The sequence below is a fragment of the Ruegeria sp. AB10 genome (assembly GCF_056542745.1).
Map to the genome: position 1 here is coordinate 764,918 of NZ_JBQGAI010000001.1, position 19,906 is coordinate 784,823.

The window sequence follows — 19,906 nt, forward strand, 5'->3', positions numbered from 1 at the left end:
TTGCCGGTAGAGGTGCGGCAACAAAGGACGCCGACATGCTGAAAACCCGCATCATTCCCTGTCTGGATGTCGCCGATGGCCGCGTGGTCAAGGGCGTGAATTTCGTTGGCCTGCGCGATGCGGGCGACCCGGTGGAATCGGCCAAGGCCTATGACGCCGCCGGTGCTGATGAGATTTGCTTTCTCGACATCCACGCCACCCATGAAAACCGCGGCACCATGTTCGATGTGGTCCAGCGCACGGCCGAGCAGTGTTTTGTCCCCCTGACGGTCGGTGGCGGCGTGCGCACCAAGGACGACGTGCGCGCCCTGCTGCTGGCGGGCGCCGACAAGGTCAGCTTCAACTCGGCCGCCGTGGCCAACCCGGATGTGATTGCGGACTCGGCAGATCAGTTCGGCAGCCAGTGCATCGTCTGCGCCATCGACGCCAAAACCGTCAGCCCGGGCAAGTGGGAGATTTTCACCCATGGCGGCCGCAAACCCACCGGCATCGACGCGGTGGAGTTCGCCAAAACCGTTGTCGCCAAAGGCGCGGGAGAAATTCTGCTGACCTCGATGGATCGCGACGGCACCAAGGCGGGGTTCAACCTGCCTCTGACTCGTGCGATTTCCGATGCGGTGGACGTGCCGGTCATCGCCTCGGGCGGCGTCGGCAACCTGGACCATCTGGTCGAGGGCGTGACCGAAGGCGGCGCCAGCGCGGTGCTTGCCGCCTCGATCTTCCATTTCGGCGAATACACCATCCGCGAGGCCAAGGAACATATGGCCGCCGCAGGCATCCCTATGAGGCTGACATGAGCATTCTGCACGATCTGGCCGCCACCATCGAGGCTCGCAAGGGAGTTGATCCGGATTCAAGTTGGACCGCCAAGCTGCTGGCCAAAGGCCCCGAGAAATGCGCCGAGAAATTCGGCGAAGAGGCCGTTGAAGCCATCATCGAAGCCGTCAAGAACGACAAGGACGGGCTGACGTCCGAGGCTGCGGATGTGCTCTATCACCTGCTGGTGATGCTGGCCGCACGGGACGTGGCGCTGGACGATGTTCTGACCGAACTGGCACGCCGCCAGGGCATCAGCGGCATTGCTGAAAAAGCCGCGCGCCCCAAGGGGTAAGCCACGGGGTTTCGTCCCCCCGCCCTACCCTTTATGATCGGGCCTCACGGTCCACAGATCGAAGGGCAAATGATGATCCGAGCTTTGGCCATTGTTCTGGCTTTTGTGACGCTGGGCGCGTGTTCGACGCCTCCGCCCTCCACCGGGGATGAGGTGCAGCGGTTGGCGACTGAAATCCGCAGTCTGGGCCCAGATATCGACCCGGAAGAGGCCGACCGCGCCGCCCGTATCGCCTATTCTTATACCGCGCAGCTGGTGCAGGAATATGAAATCACCGACCCTCCGCTGATCCATAACGCCAAGGTCAACAAGGGCCTGCGCCCGCGCGGGCTGTGCTGGCACTGGGCCGAGGATATCGAGCGCCGGTTGAAGCAAGAAAACTTCCAGACGCTGGACCTGCATCGCGCCATTGCCAATGCGGACAACCCGTTCAGAATCGACCACAGCACCGCCATCATCAGCCGCAAGGGTGAGACGATGTATGACGGCGTGGTGCTGGACCCGTGGCGCTATGGCGGGGTGTTGTTCTGGTCACCCTTGGTTGAAGACACGAAATACGAATGGGTGCCGCGCGAGGTCGTTCTGGAAAAGCGCCGGGTGGAACAATACGGTGAGCTTTTACCCTATGCCGGCGGCTAGATTTTGGACGAGATCACGCCGGTAGCGAACCCGCCCATGCGCAGCTCTCCGAACAGGCGCTGATATTCGATCTTGGGGCAGCGGTTCATGATCACATCCACGCCGCGCGCCTGCGCTTTGGCGGCGGCGTCTGGATGCTGGACCCCGATTTGCATCCAGACCGTGCGCAGGTTCGGAAGCGCGGCCAGTGCCTCATCGACAATCGGCGGTACCGCTTCGGAGCGGCGGAAGATATCGACCATGTCCACCGGCTCGGAAATCTCAGACAATGCGGCCCGGACGGTCTGACCAAACAGTTCGGCCCCGGCATGGCCCGGATTGACCGGAATGACCGTGTATCCCTTCAACGACAGATACCGCGCCACGTAATAGCTGGGCCGCACCGGATTCATGGAAACGCCGACAACAGCGATCACCTTTGTACGCTGCAGGATGTCTTTCAGAAAATCGTCGGAATGGTCGCTCATGCGGGCACCCTAATCCGGGTGCCGCAAAGAAAAAAGCGCCCAGGTCGAACCTGAGCGCCAGTTGTTGGAACGAGGGACAGTGAAATGACCCGCGGCAGTTCCGTTCCGCGGTCACTGTGACATTTAGGCATAAGTTGAGAGAAAAAAAGAGGGTGCGCGCATTTTTGTGATGACACGTCACAAAAAGCGGAACTCCGCCTATTGCTCGTACAGAACAACGGGCCAGTGCGCCTCGGCCATGCGGATGTATTCGGCCGTCGCTTCACGCCACATCTCTTCGATCTTAGGCGAGTGGGTCAGGTACAGACGGCCATCAACCACCTGCCAAGCCATCGGGTCCGTACCGACCAGTGCCCCATTGGCCATGGCATATGCACAATAGCCCCCAAACTGAGGGGCAAAGGCGCGCGGATCACGTTCGAATGCCTCACGGTTCTCATCCGAGGCAAAGTGCCATTCGGCCCCTTTCCACATCACCGCGTATTCCGGCTGACCGCGAACCGGAGTGCCGCCTGCGAAATAGGACACCGGATCATATCCAGCCATGGCCGCACCATTGGCCTCATAGTACACGGGCATCTCTTGCGCCATCGCAGCAGGAGCAATCATAGCGGCGGTCATCGCGCCAAAAAGGAAACGTCGGGTCAGCATAGCGGTATTCGGATTTCAGACATCAGGGTCTCAAGATGCAATTTTTACGGCCCAGTGAAACCCCATTTAACGGGGTTGTGATCACCTGTGTCGCCCACACGTCACGTCAGTCGAAGATATCCTCGATGACGTCCCATGCCTCATCGAACACGCGCGAGAACATAGTCTTCTTCTTTTTCGGCTTCTTTTTTCTGTGGTATCCCGCCGCGTGTGCGGCGTCGCGCTTTGCCTTGCCCTCGGACAGTTTGCGCTTGGGCACCATTTTGAGGTCATGCAACGGCGCACCGCAGCTTGAGCAGCTCAGCTCGTGACGCTGCTTGCCCTTCAGAACCAGCGCGGCGCGGGTCCCGCAATAGCAGCAGGTGGCGATTTTGGACGGGCCGGAAATGGGACTCTCCTGTCTATCTGTGCCTTGAGGCATATAGGGCGATTGCCGCCGCATTTGAGACGTTGAGCGAACCAAATCCGCCCGCTGCGTCGATTTTCACCAACCGGTCAACGGTTTCCTTGGTTTTCTGCCGCAAACCCGGCCCCTCGGCCCCCAAGACCAACGCAACAGGCTGGTCCAGTTTTCCACCCAAAGCCGCTTCGATGGTGTCGTCGGCCTCACCATCCAAGCCCAGCACCAGAAAACCCATATTCTGCAATTCGACAATCGCGTCCGCCAGGTTACGAACCCGCAGATAGGGTTGCCGTTCCAGCGCACCGCTGGCTGTCTTGGCCAACGCACCGGTTTCCGGAGCCGAGTGGTGCCGCGTGCCGATCACCGCACTCGCCCCAAGAACCTCGGCCGAGCGCAGAATCGCCCCGACATTGTGCGGGTCGGTCACGCGATCCAGAAGAATCACGCGGGGATGTTCGCGCCCGATGCAATTCTCGGCCAGACCGCCCCAGTCCAGCGGCTTGACCTCAAGTGCCGCACCCTGATGGACGGACCCCGGATCAATGGGGGCCGAGAATTTGCGCGGGTCGACCATTTCGGCCTCGATCCCTGCAAATTCAATCGCTTCGGCCAGTTTATCTTGTGCATTTCGCGTTACGATCAGGCGCAGTTTCTGCCGTTTGGGGTTCATCAGCGCATCACGCACGGCGTGCAGACCGAACAGCCAGACGGTTTCCGCAGCGGCGGCTTTGCGCGCCTGTTCTTTTTCAACGACCCACTTGGGTTTCTTCATTTCTTGGGCCTCCGGGCCGGGAATTCGGTTTCCTGCGTCAAAGCGGTATTTTCCTGTTGACGCTCCTTTAAGGCGCTAGTAATCACGCCTCCACGTCAGGTGCAACGCCTGACAGTGGGCGACAGGCCGCAAGGTGTGGCAGGGGACTGTAACTCCCTCGCGGAGACGCACGCCTGGTTCGATTCCAGGGTCGCCCACCATCTTCCTCAGATGGTGACAAAGTGCAACGGGTCGTTAATTCGGCAGGCATTCCCATTCATCAACCACGTGATTGCCCCGAACCGCCAGCATGGTTCCGAACTGGTTCAGCACCGCCTCGCTTTGCGTCGGGCGCAGCAGGGCAATTTCGCCGGGCGCGATTGTGGCCGAACGAGGTCCGGTCCAGACTTCCTGATTGCTGGAGCGGCCGAAGATGGTGGAATAGTGGAACCCCTTGGGAAAGACGGGTTGTGCCAGAAAGTGCCCGCCGAACACGGCGATATCCGTTTTGGTTCGCCCTAGAAAATCCAAACCGGGCAGCGGATTACCCGGCATCGCCTTAAGAACCGGCGTGGCAATGAAAGCCGCAGGCTGGAACTCATGTGTTGTGGGGTGATCGAAATCGCTTGGCTTGACCAGAACCGATCCAAAGGCAACCTCGGTGGCGCCGCTGTTAGCCGTATAAGACTGAAAGGTCAGGCTGCCGCCGATGTTCAGGCACAGCCTTTCCCCACCCTTGGGCAAGCTGGAAACCGCGCGCCGGAAAGCACCCGCGCTGGATCGAGCCGCGCGTTTTCTCAAAAATCCCGGCAGCTTGGCCAGATGCGCCTCGTACCCCATCATGCCCGACAGGCGCGCGCTGGGGTTGGCGTCGATTTCCCGCGCAATGTCCGCGATGTGTCCCGGCTGAAACCCTCCGCGATGCAGGCCTATATCCACCTCAAGCGCCAAGCGGAGGGCGGACTGCCTATCCGCTGCAAGCGCCATATAGTCCCGCAACCGCTCCGGCGTGTCGATCAGCCACTGAACGCGCGCTGCGGCATCCGGGCACGCAGCCAGAACCCGCGCGGCCGAACTGACAGGCAGCGGCTTACCGATCAGGTGGTCCGTCTTGGGCTCGGTCCGCAATAGTGCCAACAGCATCGGCTCGGAAAAAGTCATCAGGCCCGAGGTCGAAATCCGCCCCCGTATGTGGTCCAGCAGCGGCAGACAGGGCAGAGACTTGGCGACCAGCCGGCGATCCAACCCGGCATCGACCCCGCTGACGGCATGGGCGCAGTTCGCCTCCAAACGATCCAGATCGACCACGGTGACAGGTTTGTCCACACCGTAGGCCCGCAGCGTGTCGGACAGGGTTTGCAGGTATTCAGTCATGGCCGAAACAGTTTGGCCAAAGCGGGTGTCAGGAACTTGCCGCCGGGATCAAGCTGTTCCCGTAGCGCACAGAAGCGGTCGAAATCCGGGTACATGCCCGACAGTTCCTTGTAGGTCAGACTGTGCATCTTGCCCCAGTGCGGGCGCCCTCCAGCTTCGACGAACACAGGCTCCAGCGCGTCGAAGTACCGGCGATGGTCTTCATTCGCATCCGAGTGCACAGCAATCGAAATCCGCGGCCCACCCTGAAACGGAGACAGGCAGGCCGTGTCCCCTGCGGTCTGGCGCACCTCGATCGGGAAATAGATATCCTTGTGATCGCGGTGCAGGCGGGTGATGACCTCTTGCAGCACGTCTCCGGCCACATCGGGCGGCAGGTGATACTCCATCTCGTTGAAGCGAATATGCCGGTCGCTGCATAACACCCGCCAGCTTTCGCCCACATAGTCTTCGTCCGATTGCGCCAAGGTCAGTAGCTTCAGCAGCATACTGCGCAACCCGCCACTCAACTTGCCGGCATTCCGAGCGAGCTTCAGAACCTTGACGGCGATCATGTCCAGATCACGCGGCGCCGTCCCTTCGGGGGCGTCGGACAGGTCATGGCGGATTTCGACGGCTTTGCCGGTGAAGGGAATATAAAAGAACTCGAAATTCCGGTTCTCGGCCCAGTTCCGGTGCATGTTGGCGAGGCTGTATTGCAGATCGGCCAATCGCACCCGGCGGCGCAGATTGTATTTCGGCACGCCTGAGATTTGCGCCTCGGTCAGAACACCCAGCATCCCCAGCGTGACCTGCGCCATCTCAACCGGGATGTCGTCGGTGGACAGGACGTTTCCGCCCGCGGTGACCAGTTTCGCGGCAGTGATTTCAGCGGCAAGACATGGCAGCGTGCGCCCGGTCCCATGTGTCGCGGTCGAGGCCGCCCCGGCCAGCGATTGCGCATCAATGTCGCCGAGATTGCGAAAAGCCAGCCCCTGCGCGGCCAGCGCCGGAGACAGATCCCGCAAACGCGCATTTGCGCTTACCCAAATCCGGTTACCTTCCCTGTCGCCCAGTGTCGGCACGTCCAGTTCGGACAGGTCCAGAATCCGGTCCCCACCCGCAACGATGGGCGTAAACGAATGCCCTGCCCCCACAACGCGCAGGCTGGACGATTCCGCCATCACCTGCTGCAGTTCGGCAATCGTGCTGGGGCGCGTGATCGCTGTCTCTGCGCGTTGGTTTCCGGCCCAGTTGGTCCACATGTACTGTCTCCTCCTGGGTCGGAGGATTGCAGCACATGCAGGTCGAAACAAGTCAGGTTTACAGCGTGTTACCCAACGAAACTTACGTCAGGCTGCGGTCGCGCGCTGCGCTGTGACGCGGTCGAACCATTCGGTAACGGCCTCGACGCTGGGGGCAATTTGTTCGGCCGCATCCCCAGTGAATTCCTGGAACTTTTCAGTGTTCAGACCGTTCACACCCACCAGAACCGGAATTTCCTGCGCCAGCGCCTCGGCGATCACCGGGCGGAAACCGCGCCCATCAGCCTCGTGCTTGCCGAACTTGTTGATGATCAGCAGTTGCGGCGCGTCTTCAAGCGAGTTGGTGACATATCCCACCGCCTGTTCCAGCGCCGCCGGGTCCAACCGGCAGCCGCGCGCGTGTTCACCCAAGGACTGCGAGATACGTATGACCTCTCCGTCCGGCAGCACGCGCACGTCCATGTCGCATTTGCTGCTGTCGGCGCACTCGGTGTTGGTTTGAACCACACCGGCCAGATGGGCTCCAGCGGCCTGCAGATGCTCGGCAACGGCGCTTAGCAGGCGGTCGGTGGCGCCGCGTTCAGTGGTGGTGACATAGGCCAGATACATTCTGAGACCCTCGTATTTAAACTGTGACATTCCAGATAGCACGCATGACCCTGCCCGGCCACTCCCCGCGTTACGGTAGCGGAGACAGGCCGATCACAGGTGCGTGCAGGTGAAGAAGAACCGCAAAGGCGGCAAGTGAAACCAGCCCAACCCACAGGCTGGGCCAGGGGCGCGGAGCCCGCAGCGAAAACCGCGCTGTATTGCGGGACAGGCGTGTCCATTCGATCCCCATCTCACGCGTCTTGCGGCGGTCGATCAGGGCCATGCCCAGCGCGGCAAATCCCGCGAACAGACCAAACAGGATGACATGGGACAGGCTGCCATTGGCCAGCAAATGCGCCAGTGCCCAAAGCATCAGCGCCGCCAGCAAAGGATGACGCGTTGTGCGCAGAATGCCGGGATTTTCCGGATCGAACGGGCGGTGCCCCAAGCCCCCGAATGAAAACGGGTTCTGGATCGACATGCCGGCCAAGGCCAGCCAGCACACCATCGGCATCACCAGCAGCGGCACCCAGCGCAGAACGGGGAACGGCGGGATAACCTCGACATAGGGTGCCTGCGCGGCAGCGACGATCAGCCAGCCGAGGACCAATAAGGACAGAACCGAATAGGCGGCGAAATACGTCCTGCGCCCCATCACCTCGATCAACCGGCCGCGCATTGCGGGCCGCGCCGGAATCATGTGCGTCAGCAGAAATGTGACAAGTGCAGCAAGGAAAAAGCCCCAACCCAGCATTGTAGTCTCCGTAAGTGGTGCCCCGGTTTAGGCCCCGGCTGCACGGCGGTCTTTGTCCGAAGTCAAGTTGAACGCACAAGCGCCACTCCACTCAGAACCAGTACTTGCAACCCGGCAGCGAACACGCGACCCTGCCGTCGGAGGACCCCGATGCACGATTTCGACGACATATACTCCATGGCCGCCGACCGCCACGGCGGGCCTGACGCCTTAGAGGCGAAACTGAGCAAACCCAAAAGCTTGGCCGAATTGGCCGCCCTGCCGGATGACCGCTGGCTTTCGATCATCACCAAATGCATCTTTCAGGCTGGGTTCAACTGGAAGGTCATCGAAAACAAGTGGGACGGGTTCGAGACCGCCTTTGACGGCTTCGATGTGGGCCGCTGCGCTTTCATGGATGATGAGAAGTTCGACGCCCTGCTGCAGGACACCCGCATCGTGCGCAATGGCACCAAGATTGCCACCGTCCGGGACAACGCGGCTTTTCTGCTGGAACTGCGGCAGGAAGGCGGGGTCGGTCAGGTTCTGGGCGGCTGGCCCTCGACCGACTATATCGGCCTGCTGGCGATGCTGGGCAAACGCGGATCACGGCTTGGCGGGGCCTCGGCCCAATACGCCATGCGCTTTGCCGGGCGGGACAGTTTCATCCTGTCGCGCGATGTCACCGCACGGTTGATTGCCGAAGGCGTGGTCGACAAAGCCCCCGGATCGAAAAAGGCAATGGTGGCCGTGCAGGACGCCTTCAACACATGGATGGACCAATCCGGACGGTCACTGACGGAAATAAGCCGCGTATTGGCGATGAGCCTGTGAAAACCGGTTGCAGCGAGGGCGCTTCACATTAGGCTTTGAATATGGCCTGGCGCATTTTGATGACGTTTCTCTTTCTGCTCGCCTCCTGCGGTCGCCCGCTGACGGATCAGGAGCGCGCATTCGCCGGTGCCGTTCAGGGCGAGACATTGAATCTGGACCGCGTGCGTCTGGTCGAAGGCGCCCCCGTCGCGCCGATCACCTTCTACCGCAAGGAACGCCCGCGCCTCGCCTGCCGCGAACGTATCCTGCCGCCCCCGGCCGAAGGTATCGTGACCGCCAAACCCGCCGCGGTGGCCATTTTCAACAAGGTCTACTTCACGCGCGACTGGTATCTTGAGGACTATATGTCCGACTTTCCCGAACAGATGAACCTGATCGCGGCGATGCTGCTGGCGCATGAGCTTACCCATGTCTGGCAATGGCAGAACCGGGAAACCACCGGCTATCATCCGCTGCGGGCCGCGGCCGAACATGGCGGCAATAGCGACCCGTACCTGTTCGATATCGAAACCTCGTCCGATTTCCTATCCTACGGGTTTGAACAACAGGGCGCGATTGTCGAAGAATATGTCTGCTGCCGGGCGCTGGACCCGATGGCGCCCCGCACCGAGCGCCTGCACGACATGCTTGGGGTGCATTTCGATCTGTCACCCTTGCCGGACCAACCGCGCGAGCGCGATATCGTAATCCCCTGGGGCGGTGCCAAAATCGAAGGTATCTGCCGGTAGCGCCTATTGACCCTGCAAAGTCTGCAGATAGGCGACCAGATCCACAATCGGCTGGCTGGTCAGGATCGGTTGCCCCTCGGGCGTTTTCATCGAGGTGTCCTGACCATCGAAATAAGGCCCGTAGACCGGCATCGGGCTGCCATGGCTGACCAGCGGGTCGCGCCCGTCGATCCGCGCCACGACGCGGGCGGTTGGAAACACGCCGTCTTCTCCGGCCAGTTTGGTCAGGTCGGCCGGTTGAATGACCAGCACCCCGGCCATTGGGCCGTGTCCGGTGGCGTCGATCCCATGACACGTCGCGCAGTAATGCTGATAAAGCTCGGCCCCCATCTCGGCATCCTGAGCGCCAGCTTGTGTTGCCAGTGCCAGCAGGCCTATTGAAACTGCATTCCGTATCGGTCCGATCATCGCATCCTCCTGCCCCGATTGACATTTACAGGCTTGCCCGATGGTCGGCTTGCCGCAATGATCCAGATCAACGCAGCAAGAGGATACGGGCAATGACACAATACGCAGCCATCATGCTGGCCGCCGGGATTGGCGTGCCGATCCTTGCGGCATTGAACGCGGCCTTGGGTCGTATCATCGGGTCACCAACCACCGCCGCCGTGGTCCTGTTTGCCATCGCCTTCGGCGCATCCGCGGTGTTGATGCTGCTGTTTCCGGGGTTCGGAGCGCTGTCCAAAGTTGCGCAGGCGCCGAAACACCTGTTGCTGGCTGGCGTCTTGATTGCCTTCTACGTGCTGTCCATCACCCATGTCGCGCCGCATTTCGGCGTCGGTAACGCGGTGTTTTTCGTGCTGCTGGGGCAGTTGATCAGCACCGCCGCCATCGATCACTACGGCCTGTTCGGGGCACAGGTCACTCCGCTGACATGGATACGCGCAGGCGGGATCGCCGTGATGGCTGCAGGGGTCGCCATCACTCAACTGGCTTAAGCACGCCCCCGTCCAGCCGCAGCTTGCGATCCATCCGCGCAGCAAGGTCCATGTTGTGCGTTGCGATCAGCGCCGAGAGCCCCTCGTCCCGGACCAGCGCCATCAGCGCGTCGAACACCTGATCCGAGGTCTCGGGGTCCAGATTGCCTGTCGGCTCATCCGCCAGCAGGACGCGCGGTTTGTTGGCCAGCGCCCGGCAGAAAGCCACGCGCTGCTGCTCCCCCCCCGACAGCGCGGCCGGGCGGTGATCCGCGCGCGGCGCGACGCCGACGCGGTCCAGCAGCGAAATCGCCCTGTCCTGCGCCGCCTTTTCGGACACACCGTTGGCCAGTTGCGGCAGGGTAATGTTCTCCAGCGCGGTGAATTCCGGCAGCAGATGGTGGAACTGATAGACAAAGCCCACATCCCGACGCCGCAGAGCAGTGCGGGTCCGGTCGCCCTTGCCCGTTGCGCTCTGGCCAGCGATCTCGACCGAGCCCTCATCGGGCGTGTCCAGCAGACCAGCGATATGCAGCAGGGTCGACTTACCCGCGCCAGAGGGCGCAACCAGCGCCACCGCCTCACCCGCGCGCAATTCCAGATCGGCACCGCGCAGCACCTGAACCTCGCCCGGCGTGCCCTTCAGATAGGTCTTGGTCAGACCGCTCAGCCGCATCGTCACATCATTCATAGCGCAGCGCCTCAACCGGGTTCAGCCGCGCCGCGCGGCGGGCGGGAAAATAGGTGACAAGGAAGGACAGGCCCAGCGACAGCCCGATGGCCTTGAGCACATCCGACAGGTGCAGCTCGGCCGGCAGGGAATAGATACCGCGAATGGACGGGTCCCAGACACCGCCGCCCATGACGAAGTTCACAAAGCTGAAAATCGGATCGATATAGATCGCAAACAGACACCCCAGAATGACCCCCAAGACGGTACCGATGATCCCGGTGAACGCACCGCAGATGAAGAAAACCCGCAGGATGGACCCTTCGCTCAGACCAATAGTGCGCAGGATGCCGATATCGCGGCCCTTGTTCTTCACCAGCATGATCAGGCCCGAGACGATATTCATCGCCGCTATAAGCACGAGGATCGACAGGATAATGAACATCACGTTGTCTTCGACCTCCAGCGCGCGCAGGAACCCGCCCGAGGCATCCTGCCATGTCCAGATCTGGCTGCGCTCGCCCGCCGCCTCAAGGATCGGGACCAGGATCGGGGTCAGTTCTTCGGGGCGTTCGACCATCACTTCGATCTCATCGGCGACGCCTTCGCGGTTGAAAAAACTCTGCGCCTGCTCGAACGGCATGTAGACCCGCGTGCGGTCGATGTCATAGCGCCCGGCTGAGAACACATAGACCACCCGATAGGTACTGATGCGCGGCGAGGTGCCAAAGGCGGTCTTTACCCCATTGGGCGAGGTCAGCTTGACGGTATCCCCTACCGTTGCGCCAATGCTGCGCGCCACGCCGGAACCGATGGCAACGACAAACTCGTCATTGCGGAACTCGGACAGATCACCCGTCGCCTGCTCGCTTTCCGCGATGCCCGGCAGGTCCAACAGATCGTCAGGCTGGATGCCGAATACCTCGACCCCGCTGCTGCGCTCGCGATTGGTGATCAGCACCTGGCCTTTGACCAGCGGCGCCGCACGCACCACACCCGGCACCTGCGCGATGCGGTCGGCGACCCCATCAAAATCCTCGATCGTGCGATCCAGCCGCCCCTGCGCATCCAGGCTGCCTGCCGAATAGACCGTGACATGAGCGTTGGCCCCCAGAATGGTGCCCACGAATTCGGACCGGAAGCCCGACCGCACGGCGAGCGTGGCGATCAGAGCGAACACGGCCAGAGTGATCCCGATCAGCGAGATCCACGTCATCACGCTGACGCCGCCCTCGGCCTTGCGCGCGCGCAGGTACCGCCAGGCGATCTTCCATTCGAATGGGGCAAAGGGCGGGGGCGTCTTGGCCATGTCTGCTCCGGTTTTATTGCTCGGCGCGACCCTTTCGGCATTTCACCGGATGGTCAAGCTGGTTATGCGCGCCCTACATCGGGATGGGCGGCCTTGCGACCAATTCGGACCGAGGCGCGGGGCGAATCATCTCTGAAACCGGATCGCCTGCTCTGGCAAAAGGAGATGGCAGCGCCGAAGGCTACACCCTTGGTTGTGACGCCGTTCACAGACAAACCCTGATTGTTTCAGATATGAAGTCAATACGACTGTTGCGTGAGTTACTGATCTCAAAATGCAACATTTATTAAGCAATATTATTTCGTCTTTTGCTTATTTTGAGAAACTTTGTCACCCTGAGAGTACGGGGATACCATTTTAAAGAGCGGGGGTCGCTCATGTTTGTAAAGAGTAACGCGGAATTGTTGGACCCTATTTTGGTCCGAAACGCATCATCAGAACTGGATTGTGAAACCGCGGCGCTGTTGCGCGCCACGATGCGCCCACTATTCGATACTGCACCAAGTTGGGCAAGTCTGACGGATATCCTGAAAAACAAAGGCTATCGCCTGGTATTTCGTCAAGGGCGCTTGTGCATCACGGATAGCACTACCGACGAAAAGGTCTGCGGGCTGAACTTTCTTGGCTTTGATTTCAGGGACCTGGTAAGACGTCTGGGCCGTCCGATCGTTGTGCCACGCGGCAACAGCGCGGACGGAGACGTTCTGGCCGAACGGCCGGGACCGCAACGCACCTAGAACCCGACCGGGCGGCACAAGGGTTTTCACAGCCCGGGTGCCCAGCGGTTTTACGTCCATGCCTATTGCGCAATCCTTGACGCGGATGTCTACGGACGTCCCTCGGGATCAGTCCGCAAAGTAGTCCCATTTGCGCCATGGCTGAAGTCTGCGCCTCAACGTCACTTTCAGACTATGCAGTGCAGCATCGCGCAATTGCGGCCGGTTCCGGGACTGGCGCAGCAGGTTCACGCAGAACCCAAGCGGCAACTGGCCGATCCGGAACCAATTCAGCATTTCGTCTTCGGAATACGTCCGCCCGCCAAAGAACGGAGCGTAGTTCTTGCGCCAGCTCTTTGTCATTTCCAGCGCCGTTTTCATCTGATCCGCAGAAACGCCGCCGGGATGGAAAACCGCGATTGGAACCGACAGCATCTGGTATTCGCACCCGGCAAACAACATGCGAAGCACGAGGTCATAGTCAGCCACAATTCTAAGATCCAGATCGTGACCGCCGAAACGCTCAAACACGTCGCGCCGGATCAGCATGGAATTGTGGCAAAACGGAATGCGTTGCAAAATCGAATGGACCTTGCGCTCTCGCGACAGACGCTTGCTTCCATCCTTTTCGACAAAGATGGTTCGTCCAAAACAGAAGTCGGGACGCCCCGAACCAATCTCTTCGCGCGCCTTTTGCAGACAATCCGGCGCGGTCAGCAGATCATCTGAATTGAGGAACACCACGTACTCGCCCTGGGCAATCTCAACCGCCCGATTCATGGCGTCGTAGAGACTTTTATCCGGCAAGCTTTGAAAGCGGATGGGGACAAAGCTTGGGCGCGCCTCGATCTCGGCGATCAACTCTTTCAACAGGTCAACCGTTCCATCGGTGGACGCGCCGTCCCAAATGACATGCTCGACAATCGCGTCGCCCTGATCCTGGGCGGCCTCCAGCGCCGCTCGTATCGCCTCGACGCGCCCCTCATCAATGAGGTTGCGCGTTACGGTAATGACGGAAACCGTAGGCAGAGCTGTGTCCGACCCAGCCATATCAGGCGCTGTGTGCCAGCTGGTAGATTTCAGCGATCTTGTTCACTGCGGCCTCGGGGCTCAGCTCTTCGCTTTCTCCGGTGCGACGGCTGGTCAGTTCGACCACGCCGTTTTTCAGACCGCGTGGACCGACGGTGATGCGCCATGGCAGGCCGATCAGGTCCATGGTGGCGAACTTGCCCCCTGCCCGTTCGTTGCGGTCGTCATACAGCGGCTCCAGCCCCAGCGCGGTCAGCGCGCCATAGAGTTTCTCGCACGCCGCATCCGCTTCGTCGTCGCCTTGCTTGAGGTTGACGATACCGCAATGGAACGGCGTCACGCCTTCGGGCCAGATGATGCCCTTGTCGTCATGGCTGGCCTCGATGATGGCGCCGATCAGGCGGCTGACGCCGATGCCGTGGCTGCCCATGTGGACCGGCGTCGGCTTGCCATCGGGGCCTTGCACGGTCGCGCCCATTGCCTCGGAATACTTGGTGCCAAAGTAGAATATCTGGCCGACCTCGATCCCGCGGGCCACGCGGCGGCGCTCTTCGGGGATTTGGTTGAACAGCGCCTCATCATGGGTCTCGTCCGTGCGGGCGTATTTCGAAGTGAACTCTTCCAGAATGGCCTGACACTGTTCGCGGTTGTCATAGTCGATCTGACGGTCACCAAAGGTCAGATCGGTGACGGCGCTGTCATAGAAAACCTCGGATTCACCGGTATCGGCCAGCACCAGGAATTCATGCGTGTTATCGCCGCCGATGGGGCCGGAATCGGCGCGCATCGGAATCGCCTGCAGGCCCATCCGCTCATAGGTGCGCAGATAGGTGACAAGATGGCGGTTGTAGGCGTGCAGCGCGTCCTCTTTGGTCAGGTCGAAATTGTAGCCGTCCTTCATGTAGAACTCGCGCCCCCGCATCACGCCGAAACGCGGGCGGATTTCGTCGCGGAACTTCCACTGTATTTGATAGAGCGTCAGCGGCAGGTCTTTGTAGCTGTTGACGTGACCGCGGAAGATGTCGGTGACCAGTTCTTCGGCGGTCGGTGTAAACAGCATATCCCGGTCGTGCCGGTCTTTCATGCGCAGCATTTCCTGACCGTAATCATCATAGCGCCCGGATTCGCGCCACAGGTCCGCCGATTGGATGATCGGCATCTGAATCGCAATATGGCCAGCGCGCGCTTGCTCCTCATGGATGATGTTTTCCAGCTTGCGCAGGACTTTGAAGCCCAGCGGCAGCCACGAATAAATCCCGGCAGACGCCTGTTTGATCATCCCGGCGCGCAGCATCAGCCGGTGGCTGACGATCTGAGCCTCGGACGGGTTTTCCTTGAGAACGGGCAGAAAGTAACGGCTGAGGCGCATTGGTGAACCTTTAAAGGTGTGAATTCGACAATTGGCTATTATGCCAATCCTGAGCCACGAGCAATCAAACTATTAGACAATCGGCCAATCCGGATCTGCTGTTTTCTGATTGACCCGCCAGTTGGCGTTTTCAATTGTGACAGGAAGGTAAAATCCACGAGGTGCCGATGCAGACCATTCAGGAACCCGCCCGTCAGATCCCCGTTGTCCACCAGACTGACGTTCTGGTCGTTGGCTCTGGCCCCGCCGGGCTGGCCGCCGCCTTGGCCGCAGCGCGTGCCGGGGCCGAGGTATCTCTGGTCGACCGCTTCGGCTGTATGGGCGGCAACATCACCGCCGTGGGCGTCGAGGGTTTCGCTTGGTACCGCCACGAACAGACGGTCGAGGCAGGCGGCATCGGCTTGGAGTTCGAGACCCGCGCCAAGGACATGGGCGCGGCGGTGCCGGAAAGCCAGTCGCTGAGTTATGAGCTGGATAGCGAAGGGTTCAAGCTGGTGGCCGACAAGCTGGTCGAAGAGGCCGGTGTGCATCCCATGCTGCACCGTCAGTTCGTCGCTCCGATCATGGAGGGCGACCGGATCACCGGCATCATTACCGAGTCGAAAGCCGGACGCGAGGCAATCCTGGCCAAGGTCGTGATCGACGCCACCGGTGATGCAGATGTGGCCCATCGCGCGGGCGCACCAACCCACAAAACCGCTCGCGAGGATATGATGGCCGCCTCTGTCATGTTCCATCTGGCCGGTGTCGACAAGCGCGCCTTTATGGAAGGCGTTAAGGCTGACCCGCAGACCTACAAGGACTGGGGAGGTGGTGGCGAATGGAACATCGAGACCTCGGGCAAAGAGGACGACATGTTCTCGCCCTTCGTACACAAGCCGTTCCAGCAGGCCATCGATCAGGGCCTGATCCCGCCGCATCTGAACACAATCGCGGGCACATGGGGGGCGATGCATGACACGGGTGAACTGACCTATCTGAACCTCATCCATCTGGCCGAGATCGACGGCACCGACCCCGACAGCCTGACGATGGGTGAGATCGAGGGCCGCCGTCAGACCATGCTGGCCATCGAGGCGCTGCGTCGCTTCATGCCCGGTTGCGAAAACGCCCGACTGCGGAATTTTGGCATGACCATCGGTATCCGCGACACCCGCAAGATCGACGCGGTGTATAACATGTCCGAGAACGACGCCCGCCATCAGGGCCGGTTCGAGGATACGATCGGCATCTACCCCGAGTTCATCGACGGCTATGGCATCCTGATCCTGCCCACAACCGGACGGTATATGCAGGTGCCCTACCGCTCAATGCTGCCCAAAGGGATCAAAGGGCTGCTGGTCGCCGGGCGGTCACACGGGGCGGACAAGGTGGCCCATGCCGCGACCCGCAACATGGCGTGCTGTGCGGTCATGGGTCAGGGCGCCGGGATCGCGGCGGCACTGTCGCTGAAAAGCAATCAGGATGTGCACGAGTTGAACCTTGCCCCGGTTCACGCCGAATTGGACCGTCAGGGTGTGAGGATTCACTGATGGACCACATCCCCACAATCGACATCGCCCCGCTGCATGATCCTGCTCATGTCGACTATGACCGGACCGTTCAGCAGGTGATGGAGGCCTGCACCGAGATCGGCTTTCTATCGATCACCGGGACAGGCATTCCCCAGGAAACGGTCACTGAGGTCCGCAACTGCGTGCAGGCTATCTTTGGGATCGACAAAAGCGCCAAATGGGATCAGGCGATCACCCGCGAAAACTATCGCGGGTATATCCCAATGGGGTTCTTCACGCCCAATGACGGCTCGGGCAAGGCCGACAAATACGAAGGCTATAAGCTGCACTGCGAGACCGCCGCAGACGCGGCCATTCGTGAGGATTGCGCGCTCTACGGTCCGAATATCTGGCCGCGCGAGATGCCCGAAGCTGGCGCCGTGATCCTTGACTATTGGGCACAGCTGGATCGCGTGGCGGACATGCTGTTGGGCGCACTGGAAGTCGGGTTGAGCCTGCCTTCCGGCCAGTTGCGCGATGCGTTCCGTGATCCGATGACCAACATGACGTTGCTGCACTACCCGCCGCAGGCACCGGATGAAGGCGGATACGGTATCCATCCGCACAAGGACACCGACGCGCTGACCATCATTGCCCCTGATCCCGTGGGCGGGCTTGAGGTTCAGACCCGCAGCGGAGGCTGGATAACCCCCGCCTGCCCGCCGGGCGGGTTCATCGTCAATATCGGCGACATGCTGGAACTATGGTCGGGTGGCCGTTTGAAATCCACGCCACATCGGGTGGTCAACCGCTCGGGCCGGGAACGTTATTCCTTTCCCTATTTCGCCGTGCCCCGTCATGATGTGGTGGTTGCGCCATTGCTGCCCCCTCTGCCCGGCTTTGACCGCCCGCCTGTGCATTGCGGTCACTGGTCGGCCGAAATCTGGCGCACCAACTGGCCCGACGAAACGGCAGACGAGGCAACTCCGGAGCTGGGTACGCTCAGCGATTGAAACGCCGGTTTCCCCGAGGCATGAAGCGCTTGCATCAAGACGCTGCATAAGCGAAGAACACCAGCAAGAGCCGACAACAAGGGGACAGCCATGGCTTTGCCGGTGAAGGATCAGCTCAGGTATTGGGGGATTGCGGCCGCGGTTTTTGTGCTGCTGATGTGGGCACTTGGCGACGTCTTGCTGCCCTTCGTCATCGGTGGAGCGATTGCCTATTTCCTTGATCCGATCGCGGACCGGCTGGAAAACCTGGGCCTGTCGCGCATGGCGGCCACCGGGATCATCACCATTGTCGGCGTTCTGGGCTTTGTCCTGATGATCCTGATGGTGGTCCCGGCTTTGATCACTCAGTTGATCGATCTGGTCGAAGTCCTGCCCAGCCTGTTCAAAGAGCTGCGCGGCTTTATCGAAAAACGCTTCCCGTCTCTGCTGGACAGCAATTCCAGCTCGCATCAGGCACTGGTCTCGCTGGGTGAAACCCTGCAGTCGAAAACCGGTGATTTGCTGCAATCGGTCGTCGCATCGCTTGGCTCTGCCATCAACGTCGCCGTCCTGCTGGTGATCGCGCCTGTTGTGGCGGTTTACCTGCTGATGGACTGGGACCGTATGATCGCCCGCATCGGAGAGCTGCTGCCCCGCGATCACGCCCCCACGATCAAACGTCTGGCCGGTGAAATCGACGCCGTGCTGGCGTCTTTCGTGCGCGGCATGGGGACCGTCTGCCTGATCCTTGGAACCTATTACGCGGTGGCACTGATGATCGTAGGCCTGCAATTCGGCCTGATCGTTGGCTTCATTGCCGGGCTGGTCACCTTCATCCCTTATTTGGGCGCCCTGATCGGCGGCACGCTGGCCATTGGCCTCGCGCTGTTCCAGTTCTGGGGGGATTGGGTCCATATCGGGCTGGTCGCTGGAATATTTGCCTTGGGCCAGGTGACCGAAGGCAACTTCCTGACCCCCAAACTGGTCGGCAGCTCGGTGGGTCTGCATCCCGTCTGGCTGCTGCTGGCCTTGTCGGTGTTTGGCGCCCTGTTCGGCTTTGTGGGCATGCTGGTCGCAGTACCGGTCGCTGCGGCGCTGGGGGTCGTGGCCCGGTTCCTGACCTCGCTCTATCTGGAAAGCCGCTTGTATACCGGCCTTGAAGGGCTGAAGCAGGAAGACGAATAAATGCCCCGACAACTGAGCTTTGATCTACCGGCCAAAACTGCCTTGGGCCGCGAGGATTTCTTTGTCTCGCCCGCCAATGCGCTGGCCGTTGCGATGATTTCGGCGACGTCCTGGCCCGGAAACAAGCTGGTACTCAGCGGCCCGGCCGGGGCTGGCAAGACCCATCTGGCCCATGTCTGGGCGGCCGAAACCGGGGGCCGGATCATTCACGCCCGTGACTTGCGGTATGACGACGTGCCTGCCCTAGCCCAAACCCCGGTTGCGGTCGAAGACGTGCCGATGATCGCGGATGATCCCGAGCAACAAAAGACCCTGTTCCACCTGCACAATCTGGTTCTGGCCGAGGGCCATGCCCTGCTGATGACCGGGCGGCTGCCCCCAAAACTGTGGCAATTACCGCTGCCCGATCTGCAAAGCCGCATCGAAGGCGCGCATCACGTCGCGCTTGACCCGCCCGACGATGCGCTGCTGGGGGCCGTTCTTGCCAAGCTGTTCATTGATCGGCAGCTGAACCCCGGCCCCGAGGTCATCGCCTATCTGGTCAAACACATGGACCGTCGCTTTGAAACAGCCGCCGAGGTTGTGGCGCGACTGGATCAAATTGCCCTCTCGGAAAAGCGCGAAATAACGCGCACTCTGGCAGTCAGAGTATTGAATTCGGACGGAAACGATGTCGAACCAGACAATTGACCCACACCCG

Annotated in this window: 24 protein-coding genes and 1 tRNA gene; 12 read left to right on the plus strand and 13 right to left on the minus strand. The window is 60.8% G+C overall.

Features of this window, described 5'->3' with window-relative positions:
* The first annotated feature begins 35 nt into the window (after positions 1-35).
* The 3 genes from hisF to ACR0NT_RS03840 all read left to right on the plus strand — a co-directional run bounded on the left by hisF (position 36) and on the right by ACR0NT_RS03840 (position 1,750).
* Positions 36-797 (plus strand): imidazole glycerol phosphate synthase subunit HisF, encoded by a 762-nt coding sequence (hisF, locus tag ACR0NT_RS03830; protein WP_170441138.1) that lies wholly within the window; start codon positions 36-38, stop codon positions 795-797.
* Positions 794-1,111: a phosphoribosyl-ATP diphosphatase gene (locus ACR0NT_RS03835; RefSeq protein ID WP_170441136.1), complete on the plus strand. Its 318-nt coding sequence runs from the start codon at positions 794-796 to the stop codon at positions 1,109-1,111. The genes hisF and ACR0NT_RS03835 overlap by 4 nt, the downstream gene beginning before the upstream one ends.
* 72 nt (positions 1,112-1,183) lie before the next feature.
* On the plus strand, positions 1,184-1,750 hold the full coding sequence (locus ACR0NT_RS03840; protein ID WP_170670750.1) for a hypothetical protein: 567 nt from the start codon (positions 1,184-1,186) through the stop codon (positions 1,748-1,750).
* Here the strand turns inward: ACR0NT_RS03840 and ACR0NT_RS03845 are convergent.
* From ACR0NT_RS03845 to rlmB, 4 genes are all read right to left on the minus strand, one after another.
* On the minus strand, positions 1,747-2,217 hold the full coding sequence (locus ACR0NT_RS03845; RefSeq protein WP_170670749.1) for a CoA-binding protein: 471 nt from the start codon (positions 2,215-2,217) through the stop codon (positions 1,747-1,749). The two genes, ACR0NT_RS03840 and ACR0NT_RS03845, sit on opposite strands and share 4 nt — an antisense overlap.
* 198 nt (positions 2,218-2,415) lie before the next feature.
* Positions 2,416-2,868 (minus strand): YHS domain-containing (seleno)protein, encoded by a 453-nt coding sequence (locus tag ACR0NT_RS03850; RefSeq protein WP_170670747.1) that lies wholly within the window; start codon positions 2,866-2,868, stop codon positions 2,416-2,418.
* 106 nt (positions 2,869-2,974) lie between these two features.
* Positions 2,975-3,289 carry a hypothetical protein gene (locus ACR0NT_RS03855; protein WP_170670745.1) on the minus strand — a complete coding sequence of 105 codons (315 nt, stop codon included), beginning with the start codon at positions 3,287-3,289 and terminating at the stop codon, positions 2,975-2,977.
* A complete protein-coding gene (rlmB, locus tag ACR0NT_RS03860; RefSeq protein ID WP_170670743.1) occupies positions 3,270-4,043 on the minus strand; it encodes a 23S rRNA (guanosine(2251)-2'-O)-methyltransferase RlmB in 774 nt (257 codons plus the stop codon). The genes ACR0NT_RS03855 and rlmB overlap by 20 nt, the downstream gene beginning before the upstream one ends.
* A gap of 116 nt (positions 4,044-4,159) precedes the next feature.
* Between rlmB and ACR0NT_RS03865 the strand changes: the two genes are divergently transcribed.
* A tRNA-Tyr gene (locus tag ACR0NT_RS03865) sits at positions 4,160-4,243 on the plus strand.
* 34 nt (positions 4,244-4,277) lie between these two features.
* On the opposite strand, the gene ACR0NT_RS03870 is transcribed toward ACR0NT_RS03865, so the two are convergent.
* From ACR0NT_RS03870 to ACR0NT_RS03885, 4 genes are all read right to left on the minus strand, one after another.
* Positions 4,278-5,396 carry an alanine racemase gene (locus ACR0NT_RS03870; protein WP_170670741.1) on the minus strand — a complete coding sequence of 373 codons (1,119 nt, stop codon included), beginning with the start codon at positions 5,394-5,396 and terminating at the stop codon, positions 4,278-4,280.
* Entirely contained in the window at positions 5,393-6,640 is a 1,248-nt protein-coding gene (locus tag ACR0NT_RS03875) for a D-arabinono-1,4-lactone oxidase (protein WP_170670738.1), read from the minus strand. The genes ACR0NT_RS03870 and ACR0NT_RS03875 overlap by 4 nt, the downstream gene beginning before the upstream one ends.
* Before the next feature lie 87 nt (positions 6,641-6,727).
* Positions 6,728-7,249: a DUF2478 domain-containing protein gene (locus ACR0NT_RS03880; RefSeq protein WP_170671565.1), complete on the minus strand. Its 522-nt coding sequence runs from the start codon at positions 7,247-7,249 to the stop codon at positions 6,728-6,730.
* 70 nt (positions 7,250-7,319) lie between these two features.
* Positions 7,320-7,985 (minus strand): NnrU family protein, encoded by a 666-nt coding sequence (locus tag ACR0NT_RS03885; protein WP_170670729.1) that lies wholly within the window; start codon positions 7,983-7,985, stop codon positions 7,320-7,322.
* Between the two features lie 150 nt (positions 7,986-8,135).
* On the opposite strand from ACR0NT_RS03885, the gene ACR0NT_RS03890 reads away from it, so the two are divergent.
* Both ACR0NT_RS03890 and ACR0NT_RS03895 read left to right on the plus strand, forming a co-directional pair.
* The gene (locus ACR0NT_RS03890) at positions 8,136-8,798 is read left to right on the plus strand and encodes a DNA-3-methyladenine glycosylase I (RefSeq protein WP_170670727.1); all 663 of its coding nucleotides are present in this window, start codon (positions 8,136-8,138) and stop codon (positions 8,796-8,798) included.
* Positions 8,799-8,857: 59 nt separating this feature from the next.
* On the plus strand, positions 8,858-9,526 hold the full coding sequence (locus ACR0NT_RS03895) for a hypothetical protein (protein ID WP_480442627.1): 669 nt from the start codon (positions 8,858-8,860) through the stop codon (positions 9,524-9,526).
* Between the two features lie 3 nt (positions 9,527-9,529).
* On the opposite strand, the gene ACR0NT_RS03900 is transcribed toward ACR0NT_RS03895, so the two are convergent.
* On the minus strand, positions 9,530-9,934 hold the full coding sequence (locus ACR0NT_RS03900) for a c-type cytochrome (protein ID WP_170441115.1): 405 nt from the start codon (positions 9,932-9,934) through the stop codon (positions 9,530-9,532).
* Between the two features lie 92 nt (positions 9,935-10,026).
* Here ACR0NT_RS03900 and ACR0NT_RS03905 point away from each other — a divergent pair, with 92 nt between their 5' ends.
* Entirely contained in the window at positions 10,027-10,464 is a 438-nt protein-coding gene (locus ACR0NT_RS03905; protein ID WP_170441113.1) for a DMT family transporter, read from the plus strand.
* Here the strand turns inward: ACR0NT_RS03905 and ACR0NT_RS03910 are convergent.
* Both ACR0NT_RS03910 and ACR0NT_RS03915 read right to left on the minus strand, forming a co-directional pair.
* Positions 10,448-11,134 carry an ABC transporter ATP-binding protein gene (locus ACR0NT_RS03910; RefSeq protein ID WP_170670723.1) on the minus strand — a complete coding sequence of 229 codons (687 nt, stop codon included), beginning with the start codon at positions 11,132-11,134 and terminating at the stop codon, positions 10,448-10,450. The two genes, ACR0NT_RS03905 and ACR0NT_RS03910, sit on opposite strands and share 17 nt — an antisense overlap.
* Positions 11,127-12,422, minus strand: a complete 1,296-nt coding sequence (locus ACR0NT_RS03915; protein WP_170670721.1) for a lipoprotein-releasing ABC transporter permease subunit — start codon at positions 12,420-12,422, stop codon at positions 11,127-11,129. Before ACR0NT_RS03915 ends, ACR0NT_RS03910 begins: the two co-directional genes overlap by 8 nt.
* A gap of 377 nt (positions 12,423-12,799) precedes the next feature.
* Between ACR0NT_RS03915 and ACR0NT_RS03920 the strand changes: the two genes are divergently transcribed.
* The gene (locus ACR0NT_RS03920) at positions 12,800-13,159 is read left to right on the plus strand and encodes a hypothetical protein (protein WP_170670719.1); all 360 of its coding nucleotides are present in this window, start codon (positions 12,800-12,802) and stop codon (positions 13,157-13,159) included.
* A gap of 108 nt (positions 13,160-13,267) precedes the next feature.
* Here ACR0NT_RS03920 and ACR0NT_RS03925 read toward each other — a convergent pair whose 3' ends face one another.
* Together ACR0NT_RS03925 and proS are read right to left on the minus strand one after the other, a co-directional pair.
* Positions 13,268-14,188 carry a glycosyltransferase family 2 protein gene (locus ACR0NT_RS03925; protein WP_170670717.1) on the minus strand — a complete coding sequence of 307 codons (921 nt, stop codon included), beginning with the start codon at positions 14,186-14,188 and terminating at the stop codon, positions 13,268-13,270.
* Between the two features lies 1 nt (position 14,189).
* On the minus strand, positions 14,190-15,536 hold the full coding sequence (gene proS, locus ACR0NT_RS03930; protein WP_170670715.1) for a proline--tRNA ligase: 1,347 nt from the start codon (positions 15,534-15,536) through the stop codon (positions 14,190-14,192).
* A 167-nt stretch (positions 15,537-15,703) separates the two neighbouring features.
* On the opposite strand from proS, the gene ACR0NT_RS03935 reads away from it, so the two are divergent.
* The 4 genes from ACR0NT_RS03935 to ACR0NT_RS03950 all read left to right on the plus strand — a co-directional run bounded on the left by ACR0NT_RS03935 (position 15,704) and on the right by ACR0NT_RS03950 (position 19,896).
* Positions 15,704-17,068 (plus strand): FAD-dependent oxidoreductase, encoded by a 1,365-nt coding sequence (locus tag ACR0NT_RS03935; protein ID WP_170670714.1) that lies wholly within the window; start codon positions 15,704-15,706, stop codon positions 17,066-17,068.
* On the plus strand, positions 17,068-18,042 hold the full coding sequence (locus tag ACR0NT_RS03940) for an isopenicillin N synthase family oxygenase (protein ID WP_170670712.1): 975 nt from the start codon (positions 17,068-17,070) through the stop codon (positions 18,040-18,042). The genes ACR0NT_RS03935 and ACR0NT_RS03940 overlap by 1 nt, the downstream gene beginning before the upstream one ends.
* Positions 18,043-18,132: 90 nt before the next feature.
* Positions 18,133-19,206, plus strand: coding sequence for an AI-2E family transporter (locus tag ACR0NT_RS03945; protein WP_170670710.1), 1,074 nt, complete (start codon positions 18,133-18,135; stop codon positions 19,204-19,206).
* Complete coding sequence (locus tag ACR0NT_RS03950; protein WP_170441096.1) at positions 19,207-19,896, plus strand: HdaA/DnaA family protein; 690 nt, start codon at positions 19,207-19,209, stop codon at positions 19,894-19,896.
* Positions 19,897-19,906 lie beyond the last annotated feature (10 nt).